The organism is Acinetobacter halotolerans (assembly GCF_004208515.1).
GTDB lineage: Bacteria > Pseudomonadota > Gammaproteobacteria > Pseudomonadales > Moraxellaceae > Acinetobacter > Acinetobacter halotolerans.
The window spans coordinates 159,277-179,341 of record NZ_SGIM01000001.1 but is presented as its reverse complement, the minus strand read 5'-3'; the positions used below and the strand labels follow the sequence as shown (position 1 = coordinate 179,341).

At 42.1% G+C, this 20,065-nt stretch carries 15 protein-coding genes; 4 read left to right on the top strand and 11 right to left on the bottom strand.

Annotated features, from left to right (window positions below):
* Positions 1 to 68: 68 nt before the first annotated feature.
* Together EXE30_RS00815 and gabT are read right to left on the bottom strand one after the other, a co-directional pair.
* A complete protein-coding gene (locus EXE30_RS00815; RefSeq protein WP_130160792.1) occupies positions 69 to 1,517 on the bottom strand; it encodes an NAD-dependent succinate-semialdehyde dehydrogenase in 1,449 nt (482 codons plus the stop codon).
* Entirely contained in the window at positions 1,514 to 2,806 is a 1,293-nt protein-coding gene (gene gabT / locus EXE30_RS00810; RefSeq protein WP_130160791.1) for a 4-aminobutyrate--2-oxoglutarate transaminase, read from the bottom strand. Before gabT ends, EXE30_RS00815 begins: the two co-directional genes overlap by 4 nt.
* Positions 2,807 to 2,960: 154 nt before the next feature.
* Here gabT and pdxR point away from each other — a divergent pair, with 154 nt between their 5' ends.
* Positions 2,961 to 4,460, top strand: a complete 1,500-nt coding sequence (gene pdxR / locus EXE30_RS00805; protein WP_213072736.1) for a MocR-like pyridoxine biosynthesis transcription factor PdxR — start codon at positions 2,961 to 2,963, stop codon at positions 4,458 to 4,460.
* A gap of 67 nt (positions 4,461 to 4,527) precedes the next feature.
* Here pdxR and EXE30_RS00800 read toward each other — a convergent pair whose 3' ends face one another.
* From EXE30_RS00800 to EXE30_RS00780, 4 genes are all read right to left on the bottom strand, one after another.
* Positions 4,528 to 5,961, bottom strand: a complete 1,434-nt coding sequence (locus EXE30_RS00800; RefSeq protein WP_130160790.1) for an amino acid permease — start codon at positions 5,959 to 5,961, stop codon at positions 4,528 to 4,530.
* Positions 5,962 to 6,375: 414 nt separating this feature from the next.
* On the bottom strand, positions 6,376 to 6,942 hold the full coding sequence (gene ssb, locus EXE30_RS00790) for a single-stranded DNA-binding protein (protein WP_004673380.1): 567 nt from the start codon (positions 6,940 to 6,942) through the stop codon (positions 6,376 to 6,378).
* A gap of 51 nt (positions 6,943 to 6,993) precedes the next feature.
* The gene (locus tag EXE30_RS00785; protein ID WP_130160788.1) at positions 6,994 to 8,358 is read right to left on the bottom strand and encodes an MFS transporter; all 1,365 of its coding nucleotides are present in this window, start codon (positions 8,356 to 8,358) and stop codon (positions 6,994 to 6,996) included.
* A 134-nt stretch (positions 8,359 to 8,492) separates the two neighbouring features.
* Positions 8,493 to 9,575 (bottom strand): DUF475 domain-containing protein, encoded by a 1,083-nt coding sequence (locus EXE30_RS00780; RefSeq protein ID WP_121928997.1) that lies wholly within the window; start codon positions 9,573 to 9,575, stop codon positions 8,493 to 8,495.
* A gap of 175 nt (positions 9,576 to 9,750) precedes the next feature.
* On the opposite strand from EXE30_RS00780, the gene tenA reads away from it, so the two are divergent.
* A complete protein-coding gene (gene tenA / locus EXE30_RS00775; RefSeq protein WP_130160787.1) occupies positions 9,751 to 10,425 on the top strand; it encodes a thiaminase II in 675 nt (224 codons plus the stop codon).
* A gap of 144 nt (positions 10,426 to 10,569) precedes the next feature.
* On the opposite strand, the gene EXE30_RS00770 is transcribed toward tenA, so the two are convergent.
* From EXE30_RS00770 to EXE30_RS00760, 3 genes are all read right to left on the bottom strand, one after another.
* Positions 10,570 to 10,923 (bottom strand): DUF1304 domain-containing protein, encoded by a 354-nt coding sequence (locus tag EXE30_RS00770; RefSeq protein ID WP_130160786.1) that lies wholly within the window; start codon positions 10,921 to 10,923, stop codon positions 10,570 to 10,572.
* A 74-nt stretch (positions 10,924 to 10,997) separates the two neighbouring features.
* Entirely contained in the window at positions 10,998 to 11,975 is a 978-nt protein-coding gene (locus EXE30_RS00765) for a zinc-binding dehydrogenase (RefSeq protein ID WP_130160785.1), read from the bottom strand.
* 3 nt (positions 11,976 to 11,978) lie between these two features.
* Positions 11,979 to 12,581, bottom strand: coding sequence for a TetR/AcrR family transcriptional regulator (locus EXE30_RS00760; RefSeq protein ID WP_034594675.1), 603 nt, complete (start codon positions 12,579 to 12,581; stop codon positions 11,979 to 11,981).
* A gap of 367 nt (positions 12,582 to 12,948) precedes the next feature.
* Here EXE30_RS00760 and uvrA point away from each other — a divergent pair, with 367 nt between their 5' ends.
* Together uvrA and EXE30_RS00750 are read left to right on the top strand one after the other, a co-directional pair.
* Positions 12,949 to 15,780 carry an excinuclease ABC subunit UvrA gene (gene uvrA / locus EXE30_RS00755; RefSeq protein ID WP_130160784.1) on the top strand — a complete coding sequence of 944 codons (2,832 nt, stop codon included), beginning with the start codon at positions 12,949 to 12,951 and terminating at the stop codon, positions 15,778 to 15,780.
* A 67-nt stretch (positions 15,781 to 15,847) separates the two neighbouring features.
* Entirely contained in the window at positions 15,848 to 16,702 is an 855-nt protein-coding gene (locus tag EXE30_RS00750; protein WP_130160783.1) for an AbiJ-NTD4 domain-containing protein, read from the top strand.
* 25 nt (positions 16,703 to 16,727) lie between these two features.
* Here the strand turns inward: EXE30_RS00750 and EXE30_RS00745 are convergent, their stop codons facing one another.
* Both EXE30_RS00745 and blaOXA read right to left on the bottom strand, forming a co-directional pair.
* On the bottom strand, positions 16,728 to 18,449 hold the full coding sequence (locus EXE30_RS00745; protein ID WP_130160782.1) for a GGDEF domain-containing protein: 1,722 nt from the start codon (positions 18,447 to 18,449) through the stop codon (positions 16,728 to 16,730).
* Between the two features lie 333 nt (positions 18,450 to 18,782).
* Positions 18,783 to 19,619, bottom strand: a complete 837-nt coding sequence (blaOXA, locus tag EXE30_RS00740) for a class D beta-lactamase (protein WP_130160781.1) — start codon at positions 19,617 to 19,619, stop codon at positions 18,783 to 18,785.
* Positions 19,620 to 20,065 lie beyond the last annotated feature (446 nt).

Here is a 20,065-nt window from a genome sequence, read left to right as displayed (position 1 = left end):
AAACGATCATGAATGGGCATGACCGTTTTTCATTAAAATCAATACAACAGCGTTATGCGTAGCAGTGCTTACTCTGACAAATCCATACAGAGATATTTCATTTCGAGATATTCCTCTATACCGAATTTAGAGCCTTCACGTCCTAAACCTGACTGTTTCATCCCACCAAACGGCGCAACTTCATTGGAAATCGCTCCCGTATTGATGCCAACCATACCGTATTCAAGTGCTTCACCTACTCGCCATTGACGAGCACTGCTTTGGGTAAATAAGTATGCTGCTAAACCAAATTCAGTATCATTGGCCATCGCCACCGCTTCATCTTCGGTTTTAAAACGAAATAACGGTGCCAGCGGCCCGAAAGTTTCTTCTTTCGATACTTTCATCTCTTGGGTGACATTGGTCAGAACCGTTGGCTCAAAGAAGGTACCACCGAGTGCTGAACGTTGACCACCGATCCGCACAGTTGCACCTTTAGCGGTCGCATCCACAATATGAGACTGGACTTTGGCAATCGCATCTTCATCAATTAAAGGACCTTGCGTTGAACCTTCTTTGCGTCCATCCCCGACTTGCAGTTGAGACACCGCTTCAACCAAGCGTTCTGCCAAGGCATCATAAATACCATCTTGCACATAAATACGATTGGCACAAACACACGTTTGTCCGCTATTGCGATATTTGCTCGCCATAATGCCCTGAACCGCTTGATCCAGATTGGCATCATCAAACACCAGCACAGGTGCATTACCACCCAATTCGAGCGAGAGTTTTTTAATGCTTGGGGCACATTGTTGCATCAAGATACGACCCACTTGGGTTGAACCTGTAAAGCTCAATTTACGCACAACATCACTTTCACAGAGCGTTTGACCTACTTCGATCGCATCACCACTGATATGGAGCAGTACATCCGCAGGCAAACCCGCTTGCAAAGCCAATACCTCGAGTGCATACGCGGTCAATGGTGTCTGTTCTGCGGGTTTCACCAACATCGAACAACCCGCAGCAATTGCTGGCGCAGCTTTGCGTGTGATCATGGCCGCAGGGAAATTCCACGGCGTAATCGCTGCAGTGACCCCAATCGCTTGTTTGATCACCAGCAAACGTTGATTTGGCAATGTCGGCGTTAAAACCTCACCATCTATACGACGCGCTTGCTCTGCAAACCAACGAATGAACGAGGCTGCGTACGCAATTTCACCACGTGCTTCAGCCAATGGCTTGCCCTGCTCAGCGGTTAAAATCTGCGCCAAATTTTCTTTATGCTCAAGCATGAGGTCGTACCATGCCAACAGCACATCAGCACGAACTAAGGCTGTTTGCTTTTTCCATGCTGCTTGTGCCTTGGCTGAACGATCAATTGCCGCTTCAACCTCTGCACGGTCATAGCTTTTCACCCATGCCAGTGTTTCACCTGTCGCAGCATCATTGACTTCGATATGATTGTTTGAGGCCGGAGCTTCAAATGAAATATCGGGGTGTTGTAATAAATACTGCAAATTATCTTGAATCATGCAAATTGCTCCATTGCTTTTGCAGTAGCGTCATTGAGTGTTGCAAAACCTTTTTTCAGAATATTGACACCATGACGGAATTGCTCAGCAGGAATCGTTAATGGATAGAGGAAACGAATGACGTTCGCATATTTTCCACAAGTGAGAATCAATAAACCATGCTCCATCGCATAAGTTTGTATCGCTTTTGCTTGTTCTGCCGTTTCAAGCTCGACCGCAACCATCGAACCCAACGCGCGAATATCGGTCACAATATCACCTGCTGCGCGCTGAATATCTTTAAGTGCAACCACCAACTCTGCACCCAACTCATTGGCGCGTTCGCATAGCTTTTCTTCCTCAATGGCATCAATCACAGCATGCGCAGCCGCAACTGCGATTGGACTACCCGCATAAGTGCCGCCTAAACCACCGGGATTAGGTGCATCCATCACCTCAGCACGCCCCACCACACCAGAAATCGGAAAACCACCACCTAAGCTTTTTGCCATCGTGATTAGGTCAGCTTTGGTTTCATAATGATGCATGGCAAACAGTTGACCTGTACGTGCGAAACCCGTTTGAACTTCATCTGCAACCAATAAAATACCGTGTTTATCACACAAGGTACGTAAGCGTTTTAAAAATTCAGCTGGCACCACATTAAAACCACCTTCGCCTTGTACAGGTTCAAGCACAATCGCAGCCACATCATGCGCTGCAATATCTTCACTAAAAATGTTTTCAATGCTTTCAAGGGCGGTGTCAATCGAAATACCTTTTTCTGGTACTGGATAACGTGCATGAAACACGCCTGCTGGCATCACCCCAAAGTCACGTTTGTAGGGTGCTGTTTTACCTGTCATCGCCATGGTCATAAATGAACGTCCATGAAAACCATTACCAAAGGTGATAATGCCATGACGGCCTGTATATGAACGCGCAATCTTCACGGCATTTTCAACCGCTTCTGCGCCTGTAGTGAAAAATGCCGTTTTCGCTGCCCCTGCGATTGGCGCACGTGCATTAATACGTTCAGCCAAAGCAACATAACTTTCATAAGGGGTCACTTGATAAGCGGTATGGGTAAATTTAGTCAGTTGCTCTGTGACAGCAGCGATCACTTTCGGATGACGGTGTCCTGTATTGAGTACCGCAATCCCACCCGCGAAATCGATGTACTGTTTACCTTCTTTGTCCCAAATCGTTGCATTTTCAGCTTTTTCCGCATACCACTGACACATCACACCGACGCCACGTGGGGTTGCTTGCTGTTTACGGGTATTCAGTGCAGAATGTTGAGCGTCCATTTTATTCCCTCATATATCATCGTCAGTTACAGCTTTAGTCTTGCATCCTAGGAGTCGATTTTTAGGATGAGATACAATGACTGTCTATAGCTGTAATTTCGCTCGTCTGATGACAACTGACGAGAGCCATTTTCAAACTGTAGGAGAGAGCCAATTGCGTAGTTTACTTGGAGATCATTTGCTGCAAAGACTCCAACAAGACACTGAGGGCAAACTACATCAACGTCTTTTTCGTTGTCTGCGTACGGCAATTATTGAGGGCGTTGTCCAACCGATGACGCGTTTGCCCGCCTCACGTGATTTAGCAAGTGAAATTCACGTCTCTCGAAATACCGTGCTCAGTGCTTATGAACAATTACAAGCAGAAGGCTACCTAGAGGCACGAACTGGACATGGCACGTGGGTCGCAGAGCAGCTCCCTGAAAGTTTCTTGAATACCAAAAACAAAAAGAACAACCCCGAACGCCTTCACATTGAAAGCTCTTATGCTTTATCACAGCGTGGCTCAAACTTATTGGGTTATGCTGCTGCCTCTCCACATCAGTGGGGTGCGTTTGTGCCGGGTGCACCCGATGTGACTGAGTTTCCCCATCATATTTTTAGTCGGATTCAAGCCCGTTTAAGTCGTGAACCCGATGTCAATCGACTGATTTATAGTAATGCAGGTGGCTGTATCGAACTCCGCAGTGCCTTGGCTGATTATTTACGCGTGGCACGTTCCGTGCAATGTGACGCCGATCAGATCATTATCACTGAGGGCATCCACCAAGCCATCGATTTGGTCTCACGTGCACTCAGTGATATTGGAGACTGTGTGTGGATTGAAGATCCCGCCTATTGGGGCATGCGCAATACGCTGCGAATCAATGGCGTCAACATTCAACCGATGCCTGTGGATGCTGAAGGCATTATTCCTGAAAATAACCCAACCCAGCCTCCAAAACTGATCTTTGTCACCCCGTCTCACCAATATCCGCTAGGTTCCCACCTCAGTTTAGATCGACGCAGACAACTCATTCAAATTGCACGTCAACACAACAGCTGGATCGTGGAAGATGATTATGACAGTGAATTTCGTTTTTCAGGTCAACCTTATCCATCGCTTCAAGGTTTAGAAAATCATGCCCCTGTGTTGTATATGGGCACTTTTAGTAAAACCATTTATCCATCTTTGCGTATTGGTTACCTCGTGGTTCCCAAAGCGCTTTTTTCACCTCTGCGAATTGTGGCTGCCGAGTTATATCGTGGCGGGCATTTGCTGGAACAAAAAGCCTTAGCTGAGTTTATTCGTGAAGGACATTATGAAGCCCATATTCGCCGTATGCGCCTGCTCTATGGCAAACGACGAGACTATCTGGTCAGTCTCATTACGCGTTATCTCGGCGCTGAGTTTATCCATGAATATGATGAAGCAGCAGGCCTACATCTAGTGTTAAAATTACCGGCCCATTGTGATGATGTCGCCATCGCTGCGACTGCGCTGGAACGAGGGGTCAAAGTCCGCCCACTCTCACAATACTACATGCAATCACATGCTCACGCCCAACGAGGTCTGTTGATGGGCTTTGCCTGTGTCAATGAAAAAGACATGGTGATGGCTTTTGGTGTATTGCTACAATGTTTACGTGAAGCAAACGTGCCGACCCTTTCATAATCATTCCTAAGCTAAATAAAAAGAACCTCTAAAAAGAGGTTCTAAGAACATCGACTGAACAAAGAAATTAAATAGATTGTTTCTCTTGCAGAATCTCACTTTGGCGGCTTTTACCCCAATTAAATTTTTGCACCAGCACACCGACAGTCACAATAAATAGCGCCAATAAAGAAGTATAGGTCACTTCTTTAAAATAGGTTCCCTCAATCAACATGGTAATAATAGAACCGATAATGGCAAAAATCACCAAATAGGTCAGCCAAGGGAATAACCACATTTTAAAATCAAGTTTAACCCCTTCTGCTTCTAGTTTTTTACGCATACGAAGCTGTGAGAAAGCAATGGTTAAATACACATACAGCGCTGCCGTACCTGTTGCAAGCATGAAAATATCATAGACATTCATACTCTCAGTTGCGGTCAGGAACGTCGCAAACAATGCAAATAAACAAGACACCACCACCCCCATCCCAGGACTGCCTTTTTTATTTAACTGCCCCAAACTCTTCGGTGCATCACCCCGTTTAGATAAAGAGAACAGCATCCGTGAACAGGTATATAAAGCCGAGTTAAAACAGCTACAAACCGAGGTGAGCACCACAAAACTGACAATATGACGTGCTTCAGGTATACCCAATGCGCTCAAGGTCACGCTATAGGTTCCCCACGTTGGATCTTTTAAAAGTGGATTATTATGTGGAATGAGACAAACAGTGATCAGCATAGAACCGACATAAAACAGCATAATCCGCCATACAATTGAATTTGAAGCTTTACGGATTTCTTTGGATGGATTCTTGGACTCTGCTGCGGCAACGGTTACGATTTCGGCACCAATATAAGCGAACATGACCCCCAGTAAAGCAGTGATCACAGATGAAAAACCATTCGGCATAAAGCCTTGTGCGGTCAGGTTAGTAATACCAGAGGTCGCTGAATCTCCCCATGGCCACAAATGCATTACAGCTAAACTACCAATTACTAAGAAGATAATAATCGCAATAACTTTAATTAACGCAAACCAGAATTCAAATTCACCATAGTTTTTTACGTTCTGCAAATTGATCCAAACCAAGGAACCAATCACCAGCAGCATATAGCCCCAAATGGGAATAAAGGGAAACCAGTTATTTAAGATTTTACCTGCGACATAGGCTTCCCATCCCATGAGTAATGCCCATGAACACCAGTACAACCAACCAATCGTAAAACCAGCCCAACGACCAATGGCACGATCAGCATAGGTTGAAAAAGAGCCACTATCAGGGTTTTGAACTGCCATTTCCCCCAACATACGCATAATAAATAAAACCAGTAACCCACCCAAACCATATGCCAGTACCGCTGCTGGACCTGCTGAGTAAATCACATTACCCGAACCGATAAATAAAGAGCCGCCAATCACACCCGCGATAGAGATCATGGTCAGATGTCGTGATTGCAATCCATGTTTTAAATTTTGGGAGAGATTGGCTTCAGAACCGTGTTGATGTGCTGCCATATCATTTTCCTTAACCTATTGGGGATATTAGCAACTCGAGACGTATCTATCTCAATGCCCCATATATCCCTAAAAATTGTGCCGTACAAACCATCTCTTTCCATAAGAAAGAAAAATGATTTAAGCGGCGCTTCCGTATGCATACTTGCTATGGCTTTAATTTGTCGTTTTGACTCTGAAGAAACGAGAGCCATTTTTATAATAAAAGAGAGAGCCAATTGTAAAAATTATGCACAATATTGGCGAGTGCCATCATTGTTCAAAAATACCGCGCAACATAGATATCTTTATATTTCTTATTTTCTGTCGCCTAGAAACCCCATGCCATCCTATTATCTTTATCGTGAATAACCCATAAAAAAGCCCCTTCTCAACTATTGAAAAGGGGCTTTTTTTAAATCTTAATTCAACCAATTAGAATGGTAAATCATCATCTAAATCAGCAGGTGCTGTCGCAGCAGGTTGTGGTGCAGATTTTGGTGTATTAAAACCATTACCCGCTTGTGGATTGCCCGCATAATTGCCTTGACCCTGACCACCTTGGTTATTGTTGTTATAACCTGTATTTTGGTAACCACCGCCTTGATTATTATTGTTATTAAAACGTGGTTGGTTAAAATCGCCACCGCTCTGTTCACTACTTTGCTGACGTGAATCCAACATTTGCATTTGATCGCCACGAATTTCTGTGGTGTAACGCTCTTGACCATTTTGGTCTGTCCATTGGCGTGTACGCAATGAACCTTCGATGTACACTTTTGAGCCTTTGCGCAAATATTGCTGCGCGATTTCACCTAAACGGTTATGCAATACAATACGATGCCACTCAGTCTGTTCTTTACGTTCGCCCGTACTTTTATCTGTCCACGATTCACTAGTTGCAATCGAAAACTGTGTGAGCGAGCCACCATTTGGAAAAGTTTTTGTTTCAGGATCTTTACCCAAAGTACCGACTAAAATTACTTTATTCACACCACGCATTTGCTGTCATCATCCTATGTATTTCTGTGTTTTACTTTATAAGAGTTATGCTTAAATGGCTAGCTCTTTCCCCAACAGCTGCGTTAAATCCTGTCGCGCAGCATCATCTAAACACTGTTTATCGACTTTAATATAAGCAACTTGCTGATCAGGCATCACCACAACTTCTTCAATACCACGAATTGCCAATAGTTTTGAAGTCCACTCATCCATTTGTTTAATTTCAGGTAATGTAAACACCACTGAAGACAAATAACGCGGCTGGGCGAGACTAAAACTAATCAACAACCATAGTATAGCAATGACCGTCAAGACACTCCAACCCAGTGCAGTATTCTGTAACATGATCAATTGACCACCCAAAATACCACCACAAAATGCACCTAAAAATTGGGCACTGGCATTCACCCCCATCGCAGTCGCTTTGGATTGCAGCGGTGCCGATTTAGACAACCACGATGGCAGTAGCGCTTCCATAACATTAAACGCAATAAAGAAAATACCCAAACCTGCCAATAGCAGATATTTTGATTCATAACCAAAAATCAAAATAAAGAGTCCGAGAATAATCCCTGCGATTGCAGACAAGAAAATACCGCGCATTTTGCGATATTTTTCAGCAATGATAATGCTTGGAAAAGCAAAAAATAGACTAATCAGCAATAACGGTAAATACACCCAACCATGTTTTGCCAAAGGAATTTGAGCATATTCGATTAACTGCGATGGCACATACAAAAACATCGAGGTGAGAAGTAAATGTAAAGAAAAAACAGAAACATGCAGTCGATTTAAATCGGCCATCTGAATGACTTGTTTAAGCTGTGGCAAGTAGCCTTGTTGAAAGTTGCGATGATGGCGTGTGACTTTGGGAACCAACGACAACATCACGATCGCAATCAAGCCCATCAATGTCGTGACCCAAAACAGCCCTGAGATTCCCACGAGATGAGTCAACCAAGGACCTAAGCTAAAGGCAACCACAAACGACAGACCGATACTCATGCCCATAATCGCCATAGCTTTAGTACGTTGCTCTTCACGCGTCACATCTGCCAGCAAAGCCATGACCACCGCAGAAACCGCGCCAGCACCCGCAATTGCTCGACCAATAATCACCCCATAAATGGTTTCTGACATGGCCGCAATCGCACCACCGAGTGCAAATAACAATAAGCCAAGGATGACCAAGGGCTTACGATTAAACCGATCCGCCAGCAAACTAAATGGAATTTGTAACAGTGCTTGGGTCAGTCCATACACGCCAACCGCCAAACCGATCAATGCTGGTGTTGCATATTGGTATGATTGTCCTGCAACCGCAAACACAGGAATAATCATGAACAAGCCCAACATGCGTAAGGCAAAAATGCTACTTAAGGCAAAGGTTGAACGGCGTTCTAAAGCATTCATCATTTCAAGACACTAAAACTGGCTCAGCGGATTATAAGCCATCCGCTCACAAAGCGTTAAAAAAACACGACCTAAAAATTAAAAAGGGACGTTTCCGCCCCTTAGTTTTATTTTAAGCCTTTAAACTGAATTCAAGCTTAAGGCAGTTGTTGCTGTCGTCTGTTGTATTGGATGGAAGCGATCACCGCCCAAACAATAAACGCTACACCAATCAAACCTGTGACCACTTCTGGCACATGCACCCCAGTACCACTGGTAATCATAATAAATGCCAAAGCACCAATCGCATAGTGAGCACCATGTTCTAGGAAAATATAAGCTTCTAAAGTCCCTTTCTCGACCAAATAAATCGTCATCGAACGTACGAAGATCGCACCAATCGCCAGACCCAGCATGATGATCACTACATCACTGGTAATCGCAAACGCACCAATGACACCATCGAAACTGAAAGATGCATCGAGCACTTCTAAATACAAGAAACCACCAATTCCTGCTTTTACCACACCCTTCGACGCACCATCAGCACCTGAGGTTACTGCATTTCCACTCTCGTCTACTTCGGGCTCACCACCCAGTAAATGACTTAAGACTTTCACGCCAATGTAAACCACAATGCCCCAAATACCCGCCATGGTCACAACCAAACGCTTCGCTTCATCGACATGCGACGCCATAATCAACATCGCCACCAATGCAATAAACACAGACATCGCAGGGACACTGGCCAAATGCGCAAGTTTAGATTCGATCCAACGGAACCAATGGGTTTCTTTTTCATCATCAAAGAAGAAGTTTAAAAACACCATTAACAGGAATGTGCCACCAAAGGCAGCAATCTCAGGATGATGTTCCATGAGGCGTGCGGAGTATGCCTTTGGATCATTCAGTGCCAATTTCACCACTTCCATCATACCCATGTCTGCGGTCACAGCCACAATCATAACGGGGAAGATTAAACGCATGCCAAATACAGCGATTAAGATACCGACAGTTAAGAATAGCATCTTCCAAAAATGATCCCAGTTACGTAACACTGAGGCATTCACAACGGCATTATCAAACGAGAGTGAAACTTCCATAATGGCCAAGATGGCCGTAATGGTTAAGGCTTTGAGCATGGTTGACACACCCGCCTCAGGACCATGCGTATAGCCCCAATAAGCAGACAGTGCCAAGCACACGATCGTAAAGAATATTGAAAAACGGAAATGCTTCATGAGCAGCCTTTTATTCGAAATTGTTGGGTCATAAAAATGTGTCTATTGTAGGCGAGTTTTTGCCGAAAGATAGTGCAGATTGTTGGACTTATTTTGAGATCAAACGCGATCAAAACCGACTTCTGTTATAGTTTTAACACGATTCATTTTCATCATTTTTTAACAGGTTCAATTCATGACTTTTTCCCAGACACTTTGGCAACGCAACCACCATTTATATCAACAAATTTTAGCCTTGCCCTTTAACCAAGAACTGGCTGCGGGCACCTTGGATCGGACGGTTTTTTGTCATTATGTGATTCAAGATGCACATTATTTATTGGCTTATGGTCGGGCACTTGCAGTTGCGGCAGCAAAAGCCTTTGATGCAGATGATGTGATTCAGTTTTCTGAGGCTGCCAAAATTGCGATTATTGTGGAGCGCAGTTTGCACAATGATTTTATGCAGGAATTTGACGTTACTAAAACCGAGTTTGAAAACACGCCGTTGACACTCGCTTGTCATCATTACACCTCTTTCCTGACAGCGACGGCTTGGTCAGAAAGCTATCCCGTGATTTTGGCAGCACTACTGCCTTGTTTCTGGATTTACGCGGAAGTGGGGAAAGATATCGTGAGCCAATCGGTTGCGAATAATCCGTACCAAGCATGGATAGATACTTATGCAGGTGAAGAATTTAATACAGCGGTACGCAATGTGATAGCAACCGTGGATAAAGTAGCGGCGCGCTGTGATGAAGATACTTTAGCAAAAATGCACGCAGCTTATACCATGGGTGCAAAACTGGAATGGTTGTTTTGGGACAGTGCCTATCAAAAACGTCAATGGTTCGGTTTAGACAACATTTAACCAATTAAAATCATTTATATCATCGTAAAAAAGCCCCAATTAAGGGGCTTAGTCGTATATCGTATCGTCCGATATACTGTATGAGGCTCATCTCAAACTGATTGCATTAAAACACAAACGAGATCGAGTGAATACCTTTATCCATTAAAAAAAGTTAACCGCAATTAAAGCAATCAATGCCGGCACAGCTTGAATATAAATAATCTTTTTACTGGCGGTCAGCCCACCATAAATACCAGCCACCAACACACAGCCTAAAAAGAAATTCGCTAAAGGCAATGCGTAGCTTTCAGGTGCACACAACGACCACAATAAACCTGCGGCAAGAAAACCATTATAAAGACCCTGATTTTGTGCCAAGATCTTGGTTAGTTTTGCCTTTTCTAAACTATTACCAAATGCTTTTAAACCCGCGGGTTTATCCCACAAAAACATTTCAAGCACTAAAATATAAACATGCAATAATGCAATCAATCCTACGAGCAGTTGTCCGATCATACTTTTTTCCTTTTTATTGTGTCTGAACTTAAACAGACCAACCGCGCGGCTGATCTGCTATTTTTCCAATTATGTTATGGTTTTAACAATACTTTACCCTGACGAGCGCCGTGAGTCGCCTTCAGTGCAGCCGTTTTAATGTCATCAAAACTAAAAACGCCTTCAACAGGTAAAGTCAGTTTCTTTTGTGTCGCAAGCGTTAACAGCTCAACAAACAACGCTTTTTTACGTTCTGCTGGCATTTCTTTATTGACCACACTTGCCCAGAAACCTTTCACCGTCGCTTGTTTGAATATCAAATCACCCGATGAAATCTGCATGGTTTCGCCTGTCATACTACCAAATGAAACCAATAAACTATTTTCACTTAGCAAATTCAGCATCTCACCACTGGCCGTTCCACCGATTGAATCTACCCCAGCAATCAGAGCTTGATCCGCATGAATGGCTTTGACTTGTTGCTTCCAATCCTCCTGATCAGTTGCAACCACATGTTGGATACCTAAAGCCTGCATCTCAGCAATTGCATCAGTACGGCGTACTAGGTTAATGACTTGTAAACCACGTGCCTGTGCAATCATGGCAACTGTTTTACCGACTGCGCCATTGGCAGTATTTTGAATCAACCATTGTCCTGCTTGAACATTCACGAAGTCTAATAACATCAAGGCACTAATCGGCATCCCGATCAATTGTGCTGCTGTTTCATCATCAATCGCATCGTTTAAAGCAATGATACTGTGTGCAGGGGCAATAAAATATTCAGCCCAACTCCCATGGACACCAGCGACTGCTACACGTTGACCTAGTTTACTTTGATCAACGCCTTCACCGACTGCATCGACAATACCTACCGCTTCGCTCCCGCCAATAGCAGGTAAGGTCGGCTTGTAGCCATAACTACCACGCACGGTCCAAACATCATGATTATGCATCGGAGACATGATGGTCTTGATACGTACTTCACCCGCTTTAGGTTCAGGTTGTGGCATATCACCTAACGCTAAAACGTCTACGGGTTCGCCAAATTGATGATGGATAATACTTTGCATAATTTATTCCTGTATCGGTTGTAACAGCTGTTGCGTGGTTTCTAAGGCCAAATGTAATGGTGCTTTGTCCTGTGCCAATTTGGTCATCAATGCAGCACCTAACCATAGCTGGTACATCACTTGAGCTGTTTTAAATGGGTCAAGATGTGTCGGAATCGAACCTTGCTGTTGCCCTTCTTGCAGCAATAAAGCCAGCTGTTGCGTCAGCCGATGCACACCTAAGTTCAAAATCTGTCGCATGTCTTCTGATAGATCAGAAACCTCTGCCGCGAGTTTCACAATTAAACAATTCTCTGCCCAACTGCCATAAATAGGATCGTCAATCCACGCCTGCCACAAAGCCATCAACCGTGCATAAGCACTTGATTCGCTCTGCTGCCAAAGTTGTTCCATTCGTACTTTATAGTCAGCCATATATTGTTCTAACAAAGCACAACCAAAGGCTTCCTTTGAAGCAAAATAATGGTAGAACGAACCTTTCGGCACATCACAGGCTTTTAAAATTTCTTGTAAGCCCACGCCGACAAAACCTTTACGCAGTACCAATTCAAAACTGGTATCTAGAATGTGTTGTCGAGTTGCTTCACTCTTCATTGATCGTTTCATGTCCATACTATAAATTAATATTAGACCAGTCGTCTAGTAAAGTTATGTATTTTTCTTTGCCTACACCTTAGCTGTAGATATCTGTGGCAATGAATGATAAAAATACAACTCGGTTAGCGTGAGACAGTGGTTATAAATGTGGTCTAACCGTCACAATTTGTCGTTTTAAATATTTTTATACCACTTGAACAATTTTAAGGCGCTATCATATAAGACCTGTTCAACAGTAAGATGCTGCTCAGAAATTATTTTAAATTTAGATGTACTGAATCTTCCAGCATTGCATTTAAATTGAATAATTGATGATGCATGACATCAATGTTCAACGTCGTTTGATTTTCTATTTGCATATTATTGAGATGTTTTAATGAGCCAAAGTCATATCCGTATTCGAGGTGCACGTACCCATAATTTAAAGAATGTGTCACTCGATATTCCACGTGACAAGTTTGTGGTGATCACAGGGCTTTCAGGTTCAGGGAAATCATCGCTCGCATTTGATACATTATATGCTGAAGGCCAACGTCGCTATGTTGAATCGCTTTCAGCCTATGCACGCCAATTCCTTTCGCAAATGGAAAAACCTGAAGTTGATTCCATTGAAGGTTTATCGCCTGCAATTGCGATTGAGCAAAAATCCACGAGCCACAATCCTCGCTCAACTGTCGGCACGATTACTGAAATCTATGACTATTTGCGTTTGCTGTACGCGCGTGTCGGCACACCGTATTGTCCTGAACATGACCTCCCAATGGTGGCACAAACCGTTTCAGAAATGGTCGATGCGGTCAAAGCGCTGGAAGAAGGCACCGCACTGATGTTGCTTGCGCCTGTGGTACGTGAACGTAAAGGTGAATACACTCAACTGTTTGAACAATTACAAGGTCAAGGTTTTGTACGTGCACGTGTCGACGGCGAAATTATTGATATAGATACCCCACCTGAACTGGATAAAAAGAAAAAACATACCATTGAAGTGGTGGTGGATCGTTTTAAAGTCCGTGATGACTTAGGCAATCGTATCGCAGAGTCTTTTGAAACAGCGCTGCGTTTAGGCAGTGACATTGCCGTTTTATCGTGGATGAATGGAGAACACCCTGAACGTGTTTTTTCAGCCAAACATTCATGCCCTAAATGCGATCGTGCTGTGGCAGAACTTGAACCGCGTTTATTCTCGTTCAACAATCCATTTGGTGCCTGCCCTGTCTGTGATGGCCTAGGCACACGCAGCCATTTCAGCGCAGATAAACTGATTCCAAATCCTGAACTCGCGATTAGCCAAGGGGCGATCCGTGGTTGGGATAGACAGCGTCCGTATTACTACACCATGTTGCAAAAAGTCGCAGATCATTTTGGCATTGGCTTAGATGAGCCGTGGAATACGCTGGATAAAGATACACAAAAGAAATTCTTACAAGGCACAGGCAAAGAGAAAATCGACCTCAGTTATATCGATGAGCGTGGTCGCAAACACAACCGTGTTCAAGCTTTTGAAGGTGTATTGCCGCATTTAGAACGTCGTTATCGTGAAACCGAATCAAATTACGTGCGTGATGATCTGGCGCAATATTTATCTAATGCTGCCTGTGATGCTTGTGATGGTTCGCGTCTCAATGAAATCTCTCGTCACGTCCGTGTCAAAGATAAAACCATTGCCCAAATCACCCAAATGTCGATTGGTGATGCCGAGAATTACTATCAAGACCTCAGTCTTGAAGGTGCTAAAGGTGAAATCGCCGATAAGATCTTTAAAGAGATTCGTGAGCGTTTACATTTCTTGGTCAGCGTTGGATTGAATTATTTGAGTTTGGCACGTTCAGCAGAAACCCTCTCGGGTGGTGAAGCACAACGTATTCGTCTCGCTTCGCAAATTGGTGCAGGCTTGATGGGCGTCATGTATGTACTGGATGAACCATCGATTGGTCTACATCAGCGCGATAATGATCGCTTGTTGCAGACTTTGGTTCGCTTACGTGACTTGGGCAATACCGTGCTTGTGGTCGAACATGATGAAGATGCCATTCGTGCTGCCGACCATATTATTGATATTGGACCAGGTGCTGGAATCCATGGCGGCGTCATTATCGGTGAAGGCAGCTATGATGAAATTGCCAACAATAAAGACTCACTTACAGGTCAGTATCTTTCAGGCAAACTGAAAATCGAGATACCTAAGCAACGCACCCTATCACCACGCCCCGACGAATTTATCAAACTCTCTGGGGCAAGTGGTCATAACTTACAAAATGTCGATCTCACCATTCCATTGGGCATCATGACCTGTGTCACTGGCGTTTCGGGTTCAGGTAAATCGACCTTAATTAACCGTACCTTATTGCCTTTAGCGGCAACTCAGCTGAATGGCGCAACCACACTGACTGCTGAAAAATTCGATTCGATTGATGGTTTACAGCATCTCGATAAAGTAGTGGATATTGATCAAAGCCCGATTGGACGTACTCCGCGTTCGAACCCTGCAACCTATACAGGTTTATTCACTCCAATTCGTGAATTATTTGCACAAACACCTGAAGCCAAAGCACGTGGTTATAGTGCAGGTCGTTTCTCATTTAACGTCAAAGGTGGACGTTGTGAGGCTTGTGAAGGCGATGGCATGATCAAGGTGGCGATGCATTTCTTACCTGATATGTATGTGCCGTGTGATGCTTGTCATGGCAAGCGTTATAACCGTGAGACTTTAGAAGTCGGTTATAAAGGTAAGAACATTTCTGATGTTTTGGAAATGACGGTGGAAGATGCAGCCGAGTTCTTTAGTGCGATTCCTGTGATTCACCGTCGCTTAGATACTTTAATGCAAGTCGGTCTGGGTTATATTCGTTTAGGTCAAGCCGCAACCACGCTTTCAGGTGGTGAAGCGCAACGGGTCAAACTGGCGCGTGAGTTGGCAAAACGAGATACAGGTAAAACTTTATATATCTTGGATGAACCAACCACAGGTCTGCATTTCCATGATATCGCCAAGCTACTCGACATCTTGTATGAGCTACGCAACAAGGGAAATACCATTGTGGTGATTGAGCATAATTTGGATGTGATCAAAACTGCCGACTGGGTGATTGATTTAGGGCCTGAAGGTGGTTCTGGTGGTGGTCAAATCATCGCAGAAGGCACACCTGAGCAAGTGGCTGAGGTTGAAATGTCACATACAGGTAAGTTCTTAAAACAGATGTTGAAATAAAATACAACCTATTATGATTTCATGATAAAACGGTGATTCATTCACCGTTTTTTTATTTGAGGGAATAATGCGGTTTTCAGAAAGATATGGTTTTAAAACAGTCCGTGAAACCTTACTAATCGATAGAATTACAGATGATCTAAGAAATAGAATTTGGTCTGAAATCTATACCCAGTTTCTAAAACCTTATGAAAAAAATACCAATGACAAGGCAGAGATATATTCTTATCTAATTGAAGATATTTGGAGTAATTTTTGTAAATTACCTTTAGATGAGATGAATATTGTTCAAATCGATATATATCGCCGAAAAAATATCAATACACTCAAGCAAAATATTTTTGATTCAGAATGGTTTTCAATTTATGAATTTTTAGAGTTTATACTTACAAATTCTTTTACCAATCGCCCATATAACCGACATCCTTATAATCAACTAGTAAAAAATATATCAATTATTTTAGAGCAAGAGTCTTCTGCCTATAGAATTATAAATAGTGTACTAGTTCAAATAACTTCCGAACAAGAAATACGATCTATTGAAGATGCATTAGCAAATACTAGTAAATTTTCTGGTATTCAACAACATCTCCATCAAGCATTGAAATTAATATCAGATCGTCAAAATCCTGATTATCGAAACTCAATTAAAGAGTCCATTAGCGCCGTAGAATCAATCTGTAAGATCATTACTCAGGATGATAAAGCTACACTAGGTAAAGCGCTTAAAATTATTGGAGAAAAATATAGTTTACACGCTGCTCTTAAAAGTAGTTTAAGCCAACTTTATGGCTATACTTCGGATGGAGATGGCATACGCCATGCAATGCTAGAAGAGTCGAATTTATCTTATATAGATGCAAAGTTCATGTTAGTTTCTTGCACAAATTTCATAAACTATCTAATTGAAAAGACCAAATAGTTATGGGGTAAATTCAATTTATTCCTTACCCCTCCACTACATTCTTACCTCTGGCTTTCGCTTTTAACAACGATTGATCTGCTTTTTCCAAAAGCTCTAACCAACTCTCTGCACCAATAGCCACTCCAATACTGACAGAAACCTGAATCGCCTTCCCCAGACTTGTAACAACGATATTCTGCGTAGCAATCCCTAAGCGAATACTTTCCGCAATCGCTTTCGCTGCCTCCATTTGAATACTTTCAATCACTACCAAGAACTCATCACCGCCATAACGCACAATGAGGTCAGAAGCACGTACATTGTGCTTAAGTTGTTCTGCAACCATTGCGATCACCTCATCGCCAACCAGATGCCCATATTGATCATTTACGAATTTAAAATGATCAATATCGATCGCAAACACACATGTTTGAGATAGTGCATTGGGCTTGGCAGTTAAATCATTAATATATTCTTCTAGTGCCAACCGATTTGATACACCCGTTAATACATCAGAATTGGCAATTTGCTTGAGTTGTGACTCCATCAAATCACGCTGTTTAAGCATTAGTTTTAATTTATTAATTGCTTCAAACAAGGTATAAAACTCATGTTTTGATTTCTGACGAGAAGGTGGCCCATGCATCGTATCCGATAAACCCAAAATCATCTCACGTGCTTTAATCAAAGGGCTAAACACCTTTCTCTTGGTATAGATCATCGTAAATAAAGCAATTAATAAAGATAAACTTGAAATAGATAGAGTAAAAAAATACTGTTGTTTAGCATTTTTATTCTGTTGCGTTGCGATAAGCACACTGTAATCCAAAATATACTTTTGTAGATCAATGACGGTGGTGTATTTATCAACAATTTGCTCTGTCAGTTGCGTCCCTGTTAAAAAATACGTTTGATTATTTTGACTTTCATCCAATAATCTACGGATGATAGGTAAGCCTTGATCTAGAAACTCCGTTTTTACACGTTGATGTAATCGGATGTAATCAGAAGTTTTCATATATTGCGGCTGAATCACATCAACCAAGGACCAAAGGTATTGGGTCTGATGCTCTGTCTGCAACGTCCTTGCACGGTTTATATCAGAAATTTTTTCAGAAAAAGTAATCGGCGCCATAACATTCGATGCAACTCGTCCCGCCTGATCACGCATATCCGTTAGAATCAATATTGAAATAAAATAGTTCGACATCTTACTGTCTTTACTTTTCGACTGCGCCATCAACTCATTAAGAAGCTCACGACCGTTATCCCAAACACTGAACATTGTTAAAATGGCATGATCTAATTGCTGCGATGTTCGTTGAGATTGTGGTATTTCCGCATAGGCATCAACGATTTTACGCGCATGCTCTAATTTTACTTTTAAATCTGTTTGGAGCTGTGTTGATACTGAATTAAAACCTGCTTGATTTAAAATAGATACTGTTTCATTAATCTGCTCATCAACAACTAATCTAAAATCAGCCAATTCCTGTTTATTTTTTTCTATTTCTTCTGATGTACTCGACATAACCTTATTGGCAGGTCCACGCTCTCTAGAAATCTTATTTGCTGTTTGGACTAATGCACGTAAGCTGGTGATTTCATTCAGGACCTGATTTGTTTTATTATATTCTTGAAAACTATTAAGAATTAAGGGAATTGAAATATAGAGAATGGATAAGATAATAATCGCCATGCAGACAAAAAGTCGAAGGCTAATTTGTTCTGAACGTAATTTAACACGCCTTAAGTTACGTCCCATAAACCCACCTTGTTTTTCTCAAAAAGCAATCCAGATTGATTTTTAAACAATCACTGATTCTACCTGTGTTCTCTCAACCTCAGCAAATATCAATCTTCTCAATATCATTGATCAAATCACCTAGCGGCAAGGCTATTGGAGAAATAGATTCTAAAGATAAAAATTATCAATTTCACAAATCAGTCTCATCCGTACATAATTTAATCAAGCCAGACGATATCTACATTTTTATTTTTTACCCTCTAGGATGTTTTCTCCCCCAAATGCAAGCATCCTATTTCCCAGCCCAACTTTATTGTTAAAGTTGGGCTTTTTTTAGAGAAAGAAATTTTATTATTTGGGTAGCAAATCCAATTGTTGTAATGCTTGATAAACAATGGCTTTACGCGCATCGCCTTGCTTAGGATTATTTATTTGCATATTTAAAGAAAATGCGATCACTTGCCCATTCGGTTGCTCAATCCAGCCCGTCCACCAACCTACTTGCGGCGTTACATCCATACCCCAACCACTTTTGGCATAAATTTTGGTTCCTTTAACTTCATCAACCAAAACCATTTGTTTCACTTGTTGTTGTACAGACTGATCAAATGCAAGCTGCTTATGAGCCAAAGCATAAGCAAATTTCACTTCTTCAACGGGGGTGATTTTGAGCGGACCAACCAACCAAAAATCATCGACTTGCGTTCCGATCTCAGTATTGCCAAAGCCCACTCGTTTCACTTCCTTTGCCATCAGCTCTAACCCAATACGTCGGGCCAATTCTTGATAAACAGGCACTGCCGATGCCTGCATCGCCTCTGCTAAGGTTAAATCTTTTTCCCAACTCGCAAAAGCGCGTTTTTGACCATCCCATTTAAACACTTCATTTGGTGAGCTTTTGTGATGTTGTATCCCAATCAATGCATTTAACATTTTGAAGGTTGAAGCAGGAATAAATGCTGTATTGGCACGGCTCAGATCATTCCCATATGCTTGAAGCGTCTGCCCATCATAAGTGAGCAATACGCCTACCGTTTGAGCCTGTTGAAACAAAGAAGCGATCTTGGTTTGATCCTCTTTTTTTATCGTGGCTGTTTGTGCTTGAGAATTTAAATTTTGACACCCCACCAAAGTCAGCCCAACCGTCAATGCAGCACTTAAGGTAAGATGTTTTAGTATTTTTGACATAGCAGAAGAGAACTAGAGTATAGGATTGATTACTATAAAACTTTTATATTATTCACTCTGTATTGTTATCTCATCTATAATAGGAAATGAACAGACAAAAAAAAGCTCAACCTTGGGGAAAGCTGAGCTGCTAAACTTAAAATACACAAAGAAAATGTTCGGAGATTGTAAAATGCAAATTACCTATCTCTTGCTTCACATTATGTGAACTAGACCTCACAATGTAAAGCTGATTAAATAAATCATTTTTTAATATTTAATCGGATTATCAGATTTCACCTTTAAATCTTTTCTTTCATTCATATTAACTGATCATGATTTACGCAAAATTTACTCACTATTTTCTGTATAGTTCATCGCAAAATTATTAAAAAAATATGCTTAAAACACACTTTTAATGGCAAAATTATGACACCAGCCAGTACACATTAAATGTAAAAAACGAT

What these genes read in the sequence shown, in the direction of transcription:
- ssb (WP_004673380.1), bottom strand. Translation starts at nt 6,942, where the DNA reads ATGCGTGGTGTGAATAAAGTAATTTTAGTCGGTACTTTGGGTAAAGAT.
- gabT (WP_130160791.1), bottom strand. Translation starts at nt 2,806, where the DNA reads ATGGACGCTCAACATTCTGCACTGAATACCCGTAAACAGCAAGCAACC.
- EXE30_RS00760 (WP_034594675.1), bottom strand. Translation starts at nt 12,581, where the DNA reads ATGAAACGATCAATGAAGAGTGAAGCAACTCGACAACACATTCTAGAT.
- uvrA (WP_130160784.1), top strand. Translation starts at nt 12,949, where the DNA reads ATGAGCCAAAGTCATATCCGTATTCGAGGTGCACGTACCCATAATTTA.
- EXE30_RS00800 (WP_130160790.1), bottom strand. Translation starts at nt 5,961, where the DNA reads ATGGCAGCACATCAACACGGTTCTGAAGCCAATCTCTCCCAAAATTTA.
- EXE30_RS00815 (WP_130160792.1), bottom strand. Translation starts at nt 1,517, where the DNA reads ATGATTCAAGATAATTTGCAGTATTTATTACAACACCCCGATATTTCA.
- EXE30_RS00765 (WP_130160785.1), bottom strand. Translation starts at nt 11,975, where the DNA reads ATGCAAAGTATTATCCATCATCAATTTGGCGAACCCGTAGACGTTTTA.
- EXE30_RS00750 (WP_130160783.1), top strand. Translation starts at nt 15,848, where the DNA reads ATGCGGTTTTCAGAAAGATATGGTTTTAAAACAGTCCGTGAAACCTTA.
- EXE30_RS00745 (WP_130160782.1), bottom strand. Translation starts at nt 18,449, where the DNA reads ATGGGACGTAACTTAAGGCGTGTTAAATTACGTTCAGAACAAATTAGC.
- EXE30_RS00785 (WP_130160788.1), bottom strand. Translation starts at nt 8,358, where the DNA reads ATGATGAATGCTTTAGAACGCCGTTCAACCTTTGCCTTAAGTAGCATT.
- tenA (WP_130160787.1), top strand. Translation starts at nt 9,751, where the DNA reads ATGACTTTTTCCCAGACACTTTGGCAACGCAACCACCATTTATATCAA.
- EXE30_RS00770 (WP_130160786.1), bottom strand. Translation starts at nt 10,923, where the DNA reads ATGATCGGACAACTGCTCGTAGGATTGATTGCATTATTGCATGTTTAT.
- EXE30_RS00780 (WP_121928997.1), bottom strand. Translation starts at nt 9,575, where the DNA reads ATGAAGCATTTCCGTTTTTCAATATTCTTTACGATCGTGTGCTTGGCA.
- blaOXA (WP_130160781.1), bottom strand. Translation starts at nt 19,619, where the DNA reads ATGTCAAAAATACTAAAACATCTTACCTTAAGTGCTGCATTGACGGTT.